The organism is Halobacterium wangiae, assembly GCF_021249345.1.
Classification (GTDB): domain Archaea; phylum Halobacteriota; class Halobacteria; order Halobacteriales; family Halobacteriaceae; genus Halobacterium; species Halobacterium wangiae.
Genome location: NZ_CP089588.1, coordinates 2,079,581 through 2,095,591 on the forward strand (window position 1 = coordinate 2,079,581; position 16,011 = coordinate 2,095,591).

10 protein-coding genes and 1 pseudogene are annotated in these 16,011 nt (G+C 60.0%); 7 read left to right on the top strand and 4 right to left on the bottom strand.

Annotation, left to right across the window (positions count from 1 at the left end; translation table 11 throughout):
• Window positions 1-126: 126 nt before the first annotated feature.
• The 3 genes from LT965_RS10945 to LT965_RS10950 form a co-directional block, all read right to left on the bottom strand.
• Window positions 127-3,876: an ATP-binding protein gene (locus tag LT965_RS10945; protein ID WP_232700836.1), complete on the bottom strand. Its 3,750-nt coding sequence runs from the start codon at window positions 3,874-3,876 to the stop codon at window positions 127-129.
• 168 nt (window positions 3,877-4,044) lie between these two features.
• Window positions 4,045-4,473, bottom strand: a complete 429-nt coding sequence (locus LT965_RS16765) for a DUF7964 domain-containing protein (protein ID WP_489886065.1) — start codon at window positions 4,471-4,473, stop codon at window positions 4,045-4,047.
• A 126-nt stretch (window positions 4,474-4,599) separates the two neighbouring features.
• A complete protein-coding gene (locus LT965_RS10950) occupies window positions 4,600-4,974 on the bottom strand; it encodes an Ig-like domain-containing protein (protein WP_232700837.1) in 375 nt (124 codons plus the stop codon).
• 229 nt (window positions 4,975-5,203) lie between these two features.
• Here LT965_RS10950 and LT965_RS10955 point away from each other — a divergent pair, with 229 nt between their 5' ends.
• Together LT965_RS10955 and LT965_RS10960 are read left to right on the top strand one after the other, a co-directional pair.
• Window positions 5,204-5,689, top strand: coding sequence for a hypothetical protein (locus LT965_RS10955; protein ID WP_232700838.1), 486 nt, complete (start codon window positions 5,204-5,206; stop codon window positions 5,687-5,689).
• A gap of 632 nt (window positions 5,690-6,321) precedes the next feature.
• Window positions 6,322-7,221 (top strand): DNA-binding protein, encoded by a 900-nt coding sequence (locus LT965_RS10960; protein WP_232700839.1) that lies wholly within the window; start codon window positions 6,322-6,324, stop codon window positions 7,219-7,221.
• A 483-nt stretch (window positions 7,222-7,704) separates the two neighbouring features.
• Here LT965_RS10960 and LT965_RS10965 read toward each other — a convergent pair whose 3' ends face one another.
• Window positions 7,705-8,421, bottom strand: a complete 717-nt coding sequence (locus tag LT965_RS10965) for a homing endonuclease associated repeat-containing protein (protein WP_232700840.1) — start codon at window positions 8,419-8,421, stop codon at window positions 7,705-7,707.
• Window positions 8,422-8,696: 275 nt separating this feature from the next.
• On the opposite strand from LT965_RS10965, the pseudogene LT965_RS16730 reads away from it, so the two are divergent.
• From LT965_RS16730 to LT965_RS10985, 5 genes and pseudogenes are all read left to right on the top strand, one after another.
• Window positions 8,697-8,792, top strand: a pseudogene (locus LT965_RS16730) (surface glycoprotein); the annotation flags it as partial.
• A gap of 297 nt (window positions 8,793-9,089) precedes the next feature.
• Window positions 9,090-11,165, top strand: a complete 2,076-nt coding sequence (locus tag LT965_RS10970; protein ID WP_232700841.1) for a DUF7827 domain-containing protein — start codon at window positions 9,090-9,092, stop codon at window positions 11,163-11,165.
• A 230-nt stretch (window positions 11,166-11,395) separates the two neighbouring features.
• The gene (locus LT965_RS10975) at window positions 11,396-11,701 is read left to right on the top strand and encodes a hypothetical protein (RefSeq protein WP_232700842.1); all 306 of its coding nucleotides are present in this window, start codon (window positions 11,396-11,398) and stop codon (window positions 11,699-11,701) included.
• A gap of 764 nt (window positions 11,702-12,465) precedes the next feature.
• A complete protein-coding gene (locus tag LT965_RS10980; RefSeq protein WP_232700843.1) occupies window positions 12,466-13,095 on the top strand; it encodes a hypothetical protein in 630 nt (209 codons plus the stop codon).
• A gap of 197 nt (window positions 13,096-13,292) precedes the next feature.
• Window positions 13,293-15,911 (top strand): DUF7827 domain-containing protein, encoded by a 2,619-nt coding sequence (locus tag LT965_RS10985; RefSeq protein WP_232700844.1) that lies wholly within the window; start codon window positions 13,293-13,295, stop codon window positions 15,909-15,911.
• Window positions 15,912-16,011 lie beyond the last annotated feature (100 nt).

Sequence of the window (16,011 nt, forward strand, 5' to 3'; positions counted from 1 at the left end):
TAAGCGTCCTGTACTGAACGATTTGATTCATGCACACTTGAACATGAGCCAGTAACCGATACGCGCCCCTTTATTCATCACGCTGGTTCTATCAGCTTCCCTGGATTCCAACAGAGCAACGTGACCTCAGTCATCACTCTTGAGGAGAGTGTCCCGAACGTATTTTAGTGAATACGCGTGCGTGAACCCTGGCTCGGTGATCCGGTATTGGCGGGGCGGAGTCTTCTGGTTGTATTCTTTGTGTACTCGTGGCTCACCCTGGTTGGGTTCGCGGAGGGCATCAACGAGTTTGTGGCCGTCGCGCTGAGTCATCACCACCCAGATCGAGGCTTCTGGGTCACAACCAGCCATCTTATCGTAGTCCGTGAGCACGGCCTCACGGTAATCATGATTCAGACGCTCGACCTCCCCACACACCACGACCTCCCCTTCCTCATTTATCGCGGCGACGTCGAGGCGGTGGCCATCATCAAGTTCGTAGTATGGGGTGGCTTGGTAGTATGGGGGGGCTTGGGTGGCACTGGAGTCGGGGTTCTCGACGAATTCCTGGGTGATCCATTCATCGAGGACGTGCACGCCGACGATGTGCTGGCTCGTCTCATCCAAATCACCCTGGCCATGCCCATAATCGAGGCCCTCCCGGTAGGGCTCACTGATGGTTTCTCGGCCGCTGGGGGTGATGCTGTAGAGCTGCTGGGGGTGCGCCCCATCATCCCTGAGGAGGCCAGCCCGGACGAGTTCCTGCGTCTGGGTTTTGGTGAGGCCGACGTATTCTTGGAGGCGGAGCATGCTGTCCTCGACGATGTTGTACTCGAGGGGGTCCGTCCGGAACTGCATCGCGTCATGCACCACCTGAAGAAACAATAACTCGCGAAGACTCCATTCCGTGGCCTGAATCTCCTCGGGGCTGAGTTTCAAGTTCACCCCGCAAACCGGGATGTCACTTGGGTTGATGTCTTGGAGGCTGTGACAGCACTGGATCGCGCGCTTCATCCCCCGACTCGTGGGATTGTACCGGCTCTCACACGCCCCACACACGAGAGCGTGCCGCGACTCATCATACCCAACGCACCCCGGCAAGCGCTTCGTATACGGTAGAAGGGAATCCACGCGTAAGGCCTCCCCACTAGGGTCTTCGTCCTTGGTGGGTGGCGTGGGTTCGTGCTGAGTGAGCCCAAACTCCTCTCTCGTAACGCGCTTGCGCTCGATGAGCGCGGCCGCGAAACCCACTTGATCAGTGAGGGGTTGGGTGCTTGCGGGGTGACCGGGCGGCGCGGGCAGGGATTCCCCGAGGAAGGGTCGGGGGGTTTCTTCGGCGTAGGCGGCGCCGAGGCGCAGGAGCCATTCGCCGGCTCCGAGGGCGCGGAGTCGCGCGCCAACCTCACTGGGTGGCATCCTGGGGGTTGCAAGGGCTTTCTCGAGGTCGCGGTCGATGCGGACGTTCCCAACGACGAACGTCGCCGTCTCATTCAACACTTCGTGATACGTGTTCGTGTTCTCTGATTGGAGTTGGCCCGGGAACTGGACGCCCAGCGCCATTCCGAGCCCGAAGGACCGGCCCTGTGAAAGCAACGTATCCATCAAGGTCGTGTTCGCGACGCCCGCGGACTCATCGAGGTACACGTTCACCGTCGACAACCCACCCCCACCACCGTCCACTTCGTCCTCCACAACCCCAGTGTCCTCAACAGCCCTAGTGTCCTGCACAGTCTCCGAGTCCTCTACAGTCTCCGAGTCCTCAACAGCCCCAGTGTCCTCTTCATCCCCTGAGTTCTCCCCTTCAGGATTCGCGTCTGTGAGCTCTGGGGATTCCTCGCCCACCATCCGAGTTTGTTCTCGCCGTATTTTGAGTGCGCTCCAGAGCTCGGAGAGAATCACCATCGTGAGCGTGCGCTTCGCCCCCGAATCCATACTCCCAAAATCAAACACCACCACCGCATCCTCATCATCCAGTACCTCAGTCAAGTCAAAACCTACTCCGTCTTCTTTTTGGGTGTGGTTGAAGACGGGTGCGAGTCGGCCGTCGGTTGCGATGTGCTCGACGCGGCCCGCGGCGCCCTGCATGATCTGGGAGAACACCCGGGGTTCGTTACTCGTGAGGCGCTCAAAGTACTCCTGGAGAGCGTCATCCGTCGTGGGTGGCCCCGCCTGCTGAGCCTGCGTATGACCAAGCGCGCCCTGTAAGTCCCTGTGACTGAAGGCATCACTACCATGAATGGGGTCGAAGAGCGCGCGAACGTGATTCGTGATCACAAGCGGCGCAACCGTCGCTTGGCCGTAGCGGTCCGCGCCCATGATTCCCTCGAGGATCTCCTCGTAGTGACCCGCCTTCCGCGAACGCGCCTCCTCCCTGGGCACCCCCGCCTCGAAGAGGCCGCGAATATCGAAAAACGAGAACGCCGGCAAAACCCGAGTGAGATCAAAGTAATAGACGTCCTCGAGGCTACCCGTCGCCTCGTAGTGAGTCATGCAGTACTCCCGGGCGAACCCGTCGCCCTTGTGGTCAAGAATGATTCCGGGCCCGCTTGTCCCCAGGGTGTTCGCGAGCGCGCCGCTCGCCATGAGCGTGGACTTCCCCGACCCACTCGACCCAACATAAACGACGTGGCGGCGCTGTAATCCTGAATCAACATAGAGTGCTTGATTATGGGGTTGGCGGTCGTGCGTAAGCGGTATACTCACCGGGAGGCCGGGTGGTCCGTACTGGGTGAGTTGCTGGGGTGGGGGAAGGCGTAGGCCCGTGCGCTCGCTTCGCTGAACCGTGAGCGCGCGCTGCCCCGCTGGCGTAAGCCCACCCCCATCAAGAAGACACAACTCAGGGAGCTCCCGGGGGGACACAATGAGACCCCGACTCTCATTAGGGGTAGTGGGGAGGCGTGATCTTAGGGTTGTGTAGGTTGGCCCGTAACACACTAGATTCAAGAGGTCATCGAGGACCCTCGAGCCAGGTGGGAGTCGACCGGTGTGGAGTTCGTTGTCGGTCCTGGTGCGGCCGTGGATGGTGTGGTGGCGGCCACCCAGCCCTCCGAATGCGCGGGCGAGCCGCTGGGCGACCCGGTCCGCGCGCTCTGGTTGATCCTTCGTGAGGGCGACCGCGCGCGCCGACACCACCAACCCGCGCTTCGCATCCCGCCCCCGAATCCCATCAATCCGTGCCTGATCCCCCAACGAGGGTTCGTACGCCCGACGATCCTCCCGGGACCTCGGTGAAATGACTTCCAGGAGTCGTGACCCAAACGAACCCACGCCCTCCTCAAGTTCTCTCGCATAGACCTCAGCACTACTTGAGTAGTCCTGGCCGGCTTGACACACCACCTGATAGAGCACGGGGAGCCTTGCGTCCCGCATCGCCTCAACCACCGACACCAACCCCACCCGCCCACTAGACTCGATCCGTGTTTTCTCGTCGAGGAATCTCCCTGTTTCTGTGATTGGAGTCATCCAGTCATCCCGGCGAGTTGTTCTCCCGAGGTACTCGACGCCCGCAACATACGGACTCCCAGGCGCACCACCAGAATACTCTAGACCTGGGGTGAGTTGGGTGGGGTGAAACAACACGGGCTCGAGTTCGTAGGAGTCCGGGAAACACACCCGCAGAACGCCCTCAAGATCCCCACTAAACTCTGGCATCGATGCCCGCACGAGGTACCGGATTCGCGCGTCAGCGCCACCATCAGAGACGAGTAACCACTCCACGATGGGAACACGAGATTGTCCTCGGAGTCTCGATACTAGTCCTCTCTGAGTCGTCTCACGCAACAATGACGAGAGGAGGTCCATCGCCTGCCCGACCGCCCCCGGGTGTAGTTCTGTCCCTGAGGGCCGAATCTCAACGTACTCCCGAACACCACTCAGTTCATCCTGGCCCAGACTCACGTCACCACCCACTCCATACAAGGATTCCCGAGTCCTCGGAGCGTCACTGCCGGGGTCGTCAGTCGCCACGCCACCCAACCAAACCACTCACGATGCACGGCCTCCCAACCCACGTACACACGCGAACCACGCCCACCGGACGCGAGTCCCTGGGTGTGCGACCCGGAGTCATCTCAGGCCCCCTCTGCGGGGGTCCCCTCGCTCATACATGACGAGGCTCTCGCCCGGGTAGCGCTGAGTAATCCACTCCAGTAACGCATCCAAACACTCCCCAAACTCAGCCAGCTCCGAGTCCCGGACTGATTCAATGACGCTCACGGACTCCCACTCACCCAAACCCGGGTCAAACCCAGAAAGATGCGCGCCACCACCAAACCCGAGATATATTCCGATCACTTCCATCCGCCCACTCCCCTGCCCCCCACTCTCCGCCTTGAGACCAATAAGTGGGGCTGTATGAACAAACGTCTCCACCTGATTCCGTAACTCCAGAACCTCCTGTACCGAGAGTGGCCGCGAAGGAAACTCGGGCCCCGACTCCGAGGACATACCCCCTCCAGAGAAGCCACCCAGCATAACCATACCCACCACATACATACCAACTCAAGCACTCCTACTCACCACACTCCCGGGGCCTTCCAGAACAGTCACCTTGGGCGACCTCCTGTATTGGGTCCCCATCCATGAAACAGGATCCTGGGGACTAGCGTGCGGTTCTGTGTATTAATCGCAGTGACTCTGTAGTATCTCGATCGCGCCGCCACTAGTCACTGTAACGTGGAGCTCAATTGCACCGCAACTCCCGACATTGAGATCGTCATTCCGAGATTCTTCACCGTCAACGTTGACGGTCACACCGTAGGTACCGCCACCAAAGGCGTCCGAATACTCCACTGACTCCGAGGCATTCAACTCGACTTCTCGCTCAAACTCCGTCTCCGAATCGTCGGTGAGTTTCACCGTAATCTGGTGACTGGTATCGTCATCATTGCGAACGAGAATACTCCCACCGGGATTCGATGAAATCCCCCCGAAACAACCCGCTGAAAGGCCAAGTGAGGCGAAGGCAACCGATCGCACCACCGTCCGTCGTTTCATAGCCGAAAGTTCCTGGCTATCGGTAAGTGCCTTGTCTGTCTCACCCCCCAAACTGAATCAAGAAACACACCTGTACTACCGATAGGAGTAGTTGCTAACGCGGTTTCTTTATTCAGAATTGGTCCTAAACTGGAGCGGCTAAATCAGTAAGTAGGGATGCGAGTTAGGCGGTGAATCAGTCGTTTTTCCGTGCCGAAAACATATATTTTGGCCAATCGTTGATGAGGGTATGAATCGACGTAGATTCCTCACTCTTGTCGGGACGAGTGCGGTATCTGGGTCAGTAGTGGGTATTTCCGGCTGCCTGGGGCAAGCCCAAACAGACCCCCCTGAAACGACGACCGACAACTTGAATTCGTCAACACCGAGCCCCAAACCGACTGCAGACCTACCTTCAATCACGAACTACCCATTTCGTTTCGGCCAATCGATAACGTTCCCCGAAGGTGGCGTATACGGATGGTTTTTCGACGGGTCATTCACGAAATCAGTAGACACTTCGGGTTCAGTTACGGGCAGTGGAAGCGTGTCTGCATATGTCACAGAGGAGAATCTGCAAGAGGCGAAGATCCCCTCCTCAGCTGTGAAGAAGGTGGAAGACGTAACGTCATTCAATTTTGAAAGCATCGAGGTCACCGATGGGAACGGGACTGTGCTGATGAGCGTCGATAGTACTGCAACTATGAACCTGTCGGTAGAAGTAACTGAGATATAGCCAATCTATGCTGACCCGCTGTTCCACTTCTCACTCTGAATAAAGAACCCGTATTGGCAACTACTGATAGTACTACCCCACGAACCCTACAAAGCCCTGAGTGAGATACTAACCTACTGCTTCGAAAGCCCTCAACCGCTCGCGGCCGCTCGCGGACATCTCTCACATTCGTTCGAGAGTGGCCCACGAGCAACCACGAACCGGTCTCGCCCTTTCGGAGTCCACCAGGACACCGTTGCGCAAGCTCCCGATGCGTGTGGTTGTATGGGTCGTAGTGTCGGTTCGGTGCGCTCGCCCGACCAGCGTAGTCCGCATCACGAACAGCGACCACTACTGTTCGTTCCTCGCTCGCCCGCTTCGGGACGCCAGCATCAAGTGCAGTATCGGTCCCATGGACCGAGTACTGACTTGAAGCTGGACGCTCGGGCGGACTACCCAGGACGCGCGCACCTGGCTGCGTAATCCCTCCCTTGGGTGTGCGCCACTCGCGCCCCCGTGGGGCGCTCGTGAAGGCGCGAGCGGCGCACACACTAACTGATAGAGTAAGTTGGACTCGGTGTCATCGAAGAAACCACGAGTGGAGTCGTGGTTGTCGGGCGTCACAAGAACGCCTTCGGAACCAGTGAGTTCCAATGTCAAGTAAGCAAGCGCGTAGCAAGGTCGTTTCGGTCGAAGAACAAACGTTTGAGCAAACAGGCGAGCAGGCGGTCGATGAGGACGGGTTCGAACTCGTCGATGAGACTCCAGAGTTCCGGGCGACGGTGGAGCTGGAGATCCAGGCAAAAGTGGCCGCAAACCACTCAGATGGGCTGATTAGTACTCGTGGGGAGCGGATTCGTGGCGCAACCCTCGAAGAAGAAGAACGCATCAGGGGCCGGGAGGCTGAGTTAGAGCGCATTCGAGCGCGAGCTCTCCTGGGAAGTAAGGATGGGCGAGCAGAGCGGACACGAACGGTTGTCGCGAAGCAGAGCGTCGGGCGGCGTCGGGACTTCGAGGAGCGTGCTGGGAGTGTGGATCCGTGGGCGGACCCGAATCGCGGAGATCCCCGGGAAGCACTTACTCGAGAACAGTTGGCAGCGGTGAACGCAGAATCAGTGCGGTTAGCCAGGGCGCTAGATGGGTGGTCGCGAGCAGCAATCAGCCGACGACTCGCAGAACCCGTAGCCGATGGGGTGGACGTTACGAGTGCAGTCCTCAGTGTGTTCGAACAATTACAGACCGCGCCCGGGCACGTGATTCCAATCGGGAAGCTCGAGGACGTCAACCGCAAGGAGGTGAGTATCGAGGGCCGAATCGAGGTATTGTGGAATCCTTCGCATCCGAGCATCGCGCAGGTCGGGCTAATCGAGGACGAGAGTGGGCGCGTGAAGTTCACGGTCTGGGAGCGCTCAAATCAACCAATAGTGCGGGAAGGCGAAGTAGTGCGGTTCCGGGGGGCTGCGAAGAACTGGTATGAGGGCCGGTGCTCACTCGCGTTGACGGGGTGGTCGCGAATTCACTTCCCAGAGCGCGACGCGTGGTGGGGCGAATAGCCGGAGCGGACTCCCTTTTTTGCGGTGTGCCGGACCAGTCCCGGCCCCGCCTCCCCACCCACCGCTCCGTGCTCGCTACGCTGCGCGCGCAGCCACAACCTCAATCATGGGTGAAAGGGGGGCGCGGTAAGGCGGCTGCACTGGTGTTGAGAGCCGGGCCGTGTTTGTCTGCCCCCACAGGGGCGGAGGGCACAACAGCATGCCCTCGAACAACGATGACTAACAAAAGAACACTCACAGCCCGTGAACGACTCCGAATACACCTCCGCGAAGCCCACCAAACAACCCGTTCCCCACTCGTCAAAGCACACCTCAACGCCGCACTAGAAGCCTGGAACGACCTGTCGCCGACACCCCTCCAAGAGTGCCCGGTCTGTGGGAAATTGGATTACCTGAGCGGATACAGCACCACGAATGTAGAGCCGAACGATAGCCCACGGCGGATTCACTAAGGGGTTCGTTCTTCTATGGCTTCTCGGTCAGTCAGTCTGTGTCGAAGGCAGCTTCGATTGCGTTCGACCACGAACCGAAGTGCCGGACGTACGTCGTATGACTATGTGAGCCATGATTATTCATATCCCGCTGAGATGGCTGTTTCCCGAGCTCACCAGCGAGCTCCACGAGATCCCTCAGTAACGTATCCTCGGTAAGGTCTGTTGGTGGTTCGAAGCCTGCTGCTTCGAGCGCCTCCTTCCAGGACCCATACTCGCGGATGTACGTCGTCGGATCATACTTTCCTTGGTCTTCCATTTCGCGGAACGTCGGTCGCTTCTCGAGGGTCTCACCGAGCTCAATGAGTGCGGCCCGTAGTCTGGGTCGACCGATTGGTAAGTCGGCTCTAGTGGAGTCGAGGCCAGCCGCCTCGAGAGCGTTCGCCCATGAGTCGAAGTGGTTCTTGTACGTCGAAGCCCAGTACACACCCTCGACGTTCATTTCCGAGACTGAGGGTGGGTGCCCAATCTCGTTGGCAAGGCGCTGGAGTTCCTCGAGTAGCTCCTGCTTTGTGGCGGCGGTTTGTGGTGGGCGTGGTTCGTAGCCGGCGGCCTCAAGGGCGTCCTGCCAGGACCCGAAGTAGGTGTAGTACGTGGAGGCACCGTACTCGCCGTGGTCGCGGAGTTCCTGGAGGGTTGGCGGGCGACCATACTCGGCTGCGAGGCGGTCGATTTCTTCGAGGAGGTCGTCCTCGCTAAGGCTGGCCATAGGTAGTGTTGGGGAACCCTCGGCGAATATCCCACTTAAAGCTTCGGGGTGAGGGGTGTTTCCACGGGGAGCGCAGACGGGGGTTTCAGGCCGCGTATCCCTAGACATCGTGTGAACGCGTCGCACGGATTCATGGCGTGAATGGGTGGAAATAACACAAAGTATTTACCAATACCGTCTGTTTTCTCGTACACCCCTACCCATGGTGCCCGTCTAGTACCGCCCTACCCTGGGCGCGAGGGACGTAGGTGCCGATGCAGACAACGATTCAAACCATGACAGAAACTACAGACAAGCTCCGCGCGGTCTTCCTGACAGCGCTGATGATCGGCAGCGTCTTCGCTGCTGGCATCGCGTTCTCCGGAGGCGCCGCTGCGGCAGCAGACAGCATCACGCTGGATTCCGACGTTGTTGAATCTGGCAATGCTATTACCGGTACAGCTACTAATGACAGTGTCAGTGACGACACAATTTATGTCGTCGTTGACGAAGACGGAGACGGCGAGTTCGACAGCACCGAACCGACCGACAGTTTCACTGCCGACTCCACTGGTAGTGGGACTTTCAGCGTAACTAGCTCCACTGTGGGCACTCACACTGTCTACGCTCTCAACGGGTCGTCCGCACCGACCGATGGCGATTCCATTGACAGTGAAGCTAGCACAACTGTGACCGTCACTGACGGCGATGACGGCACGACCTTCAACGACGGCGGCATCGTCTTCCAGGGCCAGTCGGCCGCTTACGATGCCTTCGACGCTGACGGTAACTACGCTGACAACTACACGCTCTACGAGCGTATCGACGGCTCCACGGGTTCGCCCGTTCGTGAGCTGGACGCCGAGGGTGGCTGGGTGAACGCGTCTACTTCCGGTCTCGACACCGGCACGACGTACTTCATCAGCAACGACGGTCAGAACCCGACCAATGCTGACGCGACGTTCACGATTCGTCAGCAGGACTTCAGCACCAGCTTCGCTACGAGTTCGGTCGCGAACAACGCTGAGGTTGACCTGACGATCGAGTCCACGAACCGTCAGAACAACGCCTACGACGTCTACGTGACGTCCAGTGGTCTCGACGACAGCGAACTCGTCGATGTCTTCGCCAACTTCGGTTCGACAAACGTTGACGTCAACGGCGACGACGACGTCGACGGCGACGGTATCCAGATTACCGTTGACGCTGGCGGCGATGTCACCGAAGGTGCGGACTTCACTGGCATCGACGCTGGTGAGTACTCCTTCGACTTCGACGTGACGGACACGACCGCTTCCGACAGCGGCTCTGTCAACGTCACGGACGCAGCCGAAGCGAACAGCCAGTTCGAGTCGATCACGCAGACGGCCCGTGGTGACATCGCCACGGTCAACGTCTCGCTGACCAGCGCGACCCAGGCGACCGTCAAGCTCGGGTCCGAGAGCTCTGGCTACCTCGCGAACGTCACGGTCACGGACTCCAACGAGGACGGCTACGCGACGTTCAACATCAACACGTACACGATGGGGAACAACACGGCCGCGAACGCCTCCGAGCCTGGTGTTGCGTTCTACACCGGCGCTGAGGGCGACACCGTGGACTCCGTCGACATCGGTACGGAAGACCTTGAGAACCCGATTGCGGACGGTAACTACCGCGCGACGGTTCGCACCGGTGCGGACTCGACCGCGACCGCGAACGACGTGAGCCGTCTCTCGATCGTGCCGGCTGACGGTGTGACCGGCCAGACAGTCTGGACGGCACCCGGCGGCAGCGTCGACGACATCGCTGACGTGCTGAGCGACGCGCCGCTCTCCGAGGATGACTCCATCGCCGAGGGCGACTACGTCATCCACGAGGTTACCGCGAACGGTGTCTTCGGCGTTCTCCAGAACGCCTCCACTGTGAACGACACTGAGGCGCTGCTGAACGCGTCCGCGAATGGCGAACTCTCGCTTTCGGTCGAGCAGACCGAAGCGAGCACGCGCCAGAACCGCAACGCGAAGACGCTCAACTACACGGAAGCGCTCGACAACGGCAACGCAGTTGCAGTCACTGACTCTGCGAACAGCACGGTGTACATCGTTGCTGACCTCGCAAGCGTCAACACGGAAAGCGCCACCGGCATCCAGTGGGACCAGGACGTCTACAACGCGTCGGTCACGCTGAACGCCGCCTCGAACCTCGTCAGCGCGAACTCCACGGCGGCCGCCGAATTCTCGGCCGACTCCCTGGAGACCTCGCTCTCGATGAACGAGTACGAGGTCGAATCCGCGAGCAACCAGACCATCACGGCCGAGACGACGGCCGCTGACGGGACTGCGTTCAACGTGCTCATCGAGTCGATCGAGACACCCGGCGACGGCTTCATCAAGCCGGACAACGGGGCAACCGCCGAGAACGGCGAGATTAACGCTCAGGTCGACTTCAGCGACGTCGAAGTCGACTCCACGTTCTCCATCGACCTTGAGGACGCGGACGGCAGCCCGGTTGACGACGCGACTGGTACGGTTGTCGAGTCCACTGGTGGCACGACGACGACCACCGCGGACGACACGACGACCACCACGACCGCGGACGACACGACCACCACGACCACCGAAGAGCCGGACGACACCACCACGACCACCGCGGGCACTGGCGGTGACACCGGCGGTGACGACGGTGGCGACGACGGCGGCTCGGACGGCGGGATCCCCGGCTTCGGCATGGGTATCGCGCTGGTCGCCATCCTCGGCGCTGCGCTCCTCGCACTGCGCGAGTAACGCACGCTGAGACAACTGAGTAACACCATTTTTCGCGCGCTACGCCCGACAGCGGCTGCGCTATTCTATCTGCCAGGGGAGAGAAGCGACCTACTCCCACCAGAGAACTCTAATTGGTGCGTTCGTCGATGACGAGTTCGGCCCCTGTGCGGATGGTGTTGGGATCAGCCATCGTCATCGTCACTCTCCTCGCGTGGGTCTTGTTTGAGTCTCCAGAAGTCGGTTGGTTCGTGGACGTACTCGATGCAATCGGCGGCGTGGAGTCGGTCGAGGTGTTTCGTGACCGTTGGCCGTGTGGAGTCGGCTTCGTCGACGAGGTAGCCGGTTGTCGCGTACCCGTCGGTGTCTCCATCTGGTGGGTGGAACCCGACGGCAGCGGCGGCTACAGCGTGGAGTGGACGCAGCTCGGCCCGCACCCGACGGAGATCTCCACGGAAGCCCTGGACAACTCGTACTCCGAGGACACGAGCGACCGCGTTCAGAAGGCGCGGGTGTTCGGGTTGAGCCGGGAGTTCTCGGCGACGACCACCGCCTAGCACGACACGGAGGTCGCGCTCTCGCACAGCCCGCTGGTGAACGCGAGCGAGCGCGTCGAGGACCCGGGGACGGGCGAGGTGTTCAGTACGGCGCCGACTACGTCCCGCGGGGGAACGCAGGCACCATCGAGACATTATCGACGGGCGACATCACGGACGGCCAGGACCTCCGCGTGACCTACGAGTACAGCCTTCACTCGAGCTACACGGCGGCCGGCGCTGGCGCCGACCCGCAGAGCTGGCGGTTCGACTTCAACATCCCTAACCGAATGTGGATGCGGACAGGCAGCACTGTACCTCGTCCAGCGCCTCAAGGGTCCGGTCGTTGAGGCGGAGCTCGTAATGCAGAAAGCGCCCGTGGGGTGGAGCGTGGGGACGCTATCGACCCGGGCGTGATTCCGGGCGACCCGAATCAGATCCGGAGCCTCGAGCAGCCGACAGAGCGGGTGCGTGTGCAGTTGGAGAATTGGAAGTCGGTCCAGGATGTCGTCGCGGATCTTCGCTCCCAGATCACTGGTAACACGCGGCAGGTTTGAGTGGCCAGGTCGGACACTCTCTGGGTCGTAAGTACGATTCAGGCCTGCGTCAGCGCGTTTGACTGGTTCGTGTTCGAGTAGCGTTTCATCTTCCCGACTGTCATGACAATCGAAGGACTTTTATTATTCTACTTGTCTTGCCTTCGACATGGATTGGTCTCCATTCAGCCTGACGCACCTCCGCGGTAAACAGAGCCCAGAGCAGCCCTGTTACCGCCGAATAGACAAATGACGACTGCGTTCGAGCGACTAAAAGCCCGACCGCGGACAGATGTCTCTCGCGGTGACTTCTCCCTCACTGAGCGGGCTAATGTCCGGAAACTCGACGTTACTGGTAGTGCAGGCCGCTCAAGCAAAGGCGACTACATCGGATCATTCAGCCCCGTCTACTACATCGAAGGTGACACAGAGCGCGCTGCTCGCGTCTTCGCCGAGGTCAATGCAGATGAACTGTCACGGGTTGACTTCTCAAAACGGAATGTTGTGTCCTCAAGCGTCTCTCAGGAACAGTATGATCTAATCCTCCACCACGCCGGCGAGCGTGTACGCGAGGTATACCCAACGGTAGTCCGAGAGGACCGTCGTAGTGGGGTGACGTGGATGCTCGATCGGGGGCACTACGAGGAGAACCCTGAAAAGCGGTATACGACAGGTACGCGGATGGTTGCAAAGGTCCCTCCTGAGGTGTCTCTCCGAGATGTTTTCGAGGAGAGTTCAACACCGATCACATCTAGTGATGTATCTGAAGCAGGCATCCTTGGTGGTGTGGGCCAAGTACTCGACTATTTCCGGGTTGCGAGTGACTTCGCGTGTTCACCGGTAAGTATTGACGGTGAAATCGCGGTCACGAAGGCCTGAACCCGTCGCTTTCTCCTGGTATGCCGATAGGATTCTGGCAGCATGGTATACCTTCTCCCCCACTGATGTTATCAGAAAGCATTTAACTTCCCGTTGAGCATATACACCTACCCCTACCCATGGTGCCCGTTTAGTACCGCCCGGCATAGGGCGCGAAGAACGTAGGTGCCGACGCAGTGCAGACAACAATCCAAACCATGACAAGCAATTCAGACAAACTCCGCGCGGTCTTCCTGACAGCGCTGATGATCGGCAGCGTCTTCGCTGCTGGCATCGCGTTCACAGGAGGCGCCGCCGCGATTACGAGTACATCCGCTGACAACGTCAATGTCGCGGACGGTACTCAAGACCAGACTGTATCGTTCACCGCTGAGGCAGGAACAGACTTCGACGGTACTGCCACAGGCACTGCCAGTATCACCTTTGACGAGGTCCAGAACCTCGCATTCCAGGGTGTGACCCTTACGAGCGCCGACCAGGGGGGCAGTGACGTAAGTAGTGCTGTCACTGTTTCTCAGAGCGGCGGGACGGTCACCGTCGATATCAGTGAAGCAGACGTTAGCAGTGGCACGAATATCGCCATCGTGCTAACGGTAAGCGTTGACGCGTCCAGTTCGAGCGCCACGACTGGTGCAGCCTACTCGATCGCGTCCGACGGTGGCTCGCTCGGCTCTGGTAGCACGGCCACTGACGCTACGTTCGACATCACCAACAACCCAGGTGACGGTACTGACGATACGACCTTCAACGACGGCGGCATCGTCTTCCAGGGTCAGACCGCAGCCTTCGATGCTGCTGACGGTGACACCAACGGCGACTCCTACTCTGCCGGTGGTTACACGCTTTACGAGCAGACGAGCTCCGACACGGGCTCGCCCGTTCGTGAACTCGACACCAACAACGGCTGGGTGAACGCGTCGACGTCCGGTCTCGATACCGGCACGACGTACTTCATCAGCAACGACGGCTCGAACCCGAGTTCCGACGCTGACGTGACGTTCACGATTCGGGAGCAGAACTTCGATGCGTCCTTCGACGGTGACTCGGTCACCAACGAGGGCGACATCGACCTGACCTTCGAATCCACGAACCGTCAGAACGAGGAGTACACGGTCGTCGTGATGTCTGAGGGCCTCGACGACGAGGACCTCGTCGACATCTTCGACGACAACTACAACGGCGTGAGCAATATCGACGTCAACGATGACGACGATATCGACGGTGACGGTATCGTCATCACCGTGCCCGCTGGTGGCGACGAGACCGCCGCTGCGGACTTCACGGAGATTGACACTGGCTCGTACGACTTCGACTTCGTGGTTGCTGACACGACCGCGTCCGACAGCGCGAGCGTCAACGTCACTGACGCCGCTGACTCGAACACCGAGTTCGTCGAGGTCAGCACCACAGCCCGTGGTGACATCGCCACGTTCAACATCTCGCTGACGAACGCCGAGCAGGCAACTGTCCAGATCGGTTCGGATGGTGTTGGTTACCTCGCGAACGTGACGGTGACTGACGATGATGGCGACGGCTACGCTGCCTTCAACGTCAACACGTACACGATGGGTAACAACACAGCCGCTAACGCGTCCGATCCCGGTGTTGCGTTCTACGGAGTTGCTGACTCCGAGACGATCGTCAACTCCGTCGATTTCGGCACGCCTGACCTCGACGAACCCATCGCCGACGGTACTTACCGCACGTCCGTGCGCTACGGCGACGATGTGACCGACACGGCCAACGACGTCAGCCGCCTCGCCATCAACCCGGCGGACGGCGTGACCGGCCAGAACATCTGGACTGCACCTGGCGGCAGCGTCACTTCCCTCGCTGACGTGCTCGCGGACGCGCCGCTCTCCCAGGACGACTCCATTGCCGAGGGCGACTACCTCATCCACGAGGTCGAAGCCAGCGGTGTCTTCGGCATCCTCCAGAACGCCTCCGCGGACGACCCGCGACAGGCGCTGCTGAACGCGACCGAGAGCGGTGAGCTCGCCCTGACGGTCGAGCAGACTGACGCGAGCACGCGCCAGAACCGTGACTCGAAGACGCTGAACTACACGGAAGCGCTCAACGACTCCGAGGCCATCGTGTCCACGGACGCTGCGAACAGCACGTTCTACATCGTGACTGATCTCACCGAGATCAACACGACCGAGGACGACCGCAGCATCCGGTGGGACAACGACGTCTACAACGCGTCCGTCTCACTGCAGGAAAGCAGCCTGCTCGTGAGCGAGAACGCTTCGGCGTCCGCTGAATTCTCGGCTGACACGTGGGAGGCTTCGCTCTCGATGGACGAGTACGAAGTCGAATCCGCGTCCAACCAGACGATCGAAGGCACGTCGACTGCTGCTGACGGCACGTCGCTGAACGTGCTCGTCGAGTCGACGGAGACGCCCGGTGAAGGCTTCATCTTCCCGGAGAACGAAGCAGTCGTCCAGGATGGCGAGTTCAACGCCTCTGTCAACTTCAGCGGCGTTGAGGTCGACTCCGAGTTCGCCATCAGCCTCGAAGACAGTGATGGTGAGGTCGACGACGCGACTGGTACGGTTGTCGAGTCCGTTGACGATGGTACGACGACGACCACCGACGACGGTACGACGACCACGACCGCGGACGACACGACGACGACCGCGGACGACACGACCACCACCACCGCTGACGACACCACGACCACGGAGGGTCCGGGTGGCGACACGGGCGGTGACGACGGTGGCGACGACGGCTCGGACGGCGGGATCCCCGGCTTCGGCATGGGTATCGCGCTGGTCGCCATCCTCGGCGCTGCGCTCCTCGCACTGCGCGAGTAACGCACGCTGAGACAACTGAGTAACACCATTTTCTTTCGCGCGCTACACCCGATAGCGACAGCGCTACCGCCAACTAGTATACTAGGGAGGCTGGCCACCG

Bases quoted from the DNA above. Each gene is read 5' to 3' on its own strand.
- LT965_RS16765 (WP_489886065.1), bottom strand. From the start codon at position 4,473: ATGTATGTGGTGGGTATGGTTATGCTGGGTGGCTTCTCTGGAGGGGGT.
- LT965_RS10950 (WP_232700837.1), bottom strand. From the start codon at position 4,974: ATGAAACGACGGACGGTGGTGCGATCGGTTGCCTTCGCCTCACTTGGC.
- LT965_RS10955 (WP_232700838.1), top strand. From the start codon at position 5,204: ATGAATCGACGTAGATTCCTCACTCTTGTCGGGACGAGTGCGGTATCT.
- LT965_RS10960 (WP_232700839.1), top strand. From the start codon at position 6,322: ATGTCAAGTAAGCAAGCGCGTAGCAAGGTCGTTTCGGTCGAAGAACAA.
- LT965_RS10965 (WP_232700840.1), bottom strand. From the start codon at position 8,421: ATGGCCAGCCTTAGCGAGGACGACCTCCTCGAAGAAATCGACCGCCTC.
- LT965_RS10980 (WP_232700843.1), top strand. From the start codon at position 12,466: ATGACGACTGCGTTCGAGCGACTAAAAGCCCGACCGCGGACAGATGTC.
- LT965_RS10985 (WP_232700844.1), top strand. From the start codon at position 13,293: ATGACAAGCAATTCAGACAAACTCCGCGCGGTCTTCCTGACAGCGCTG.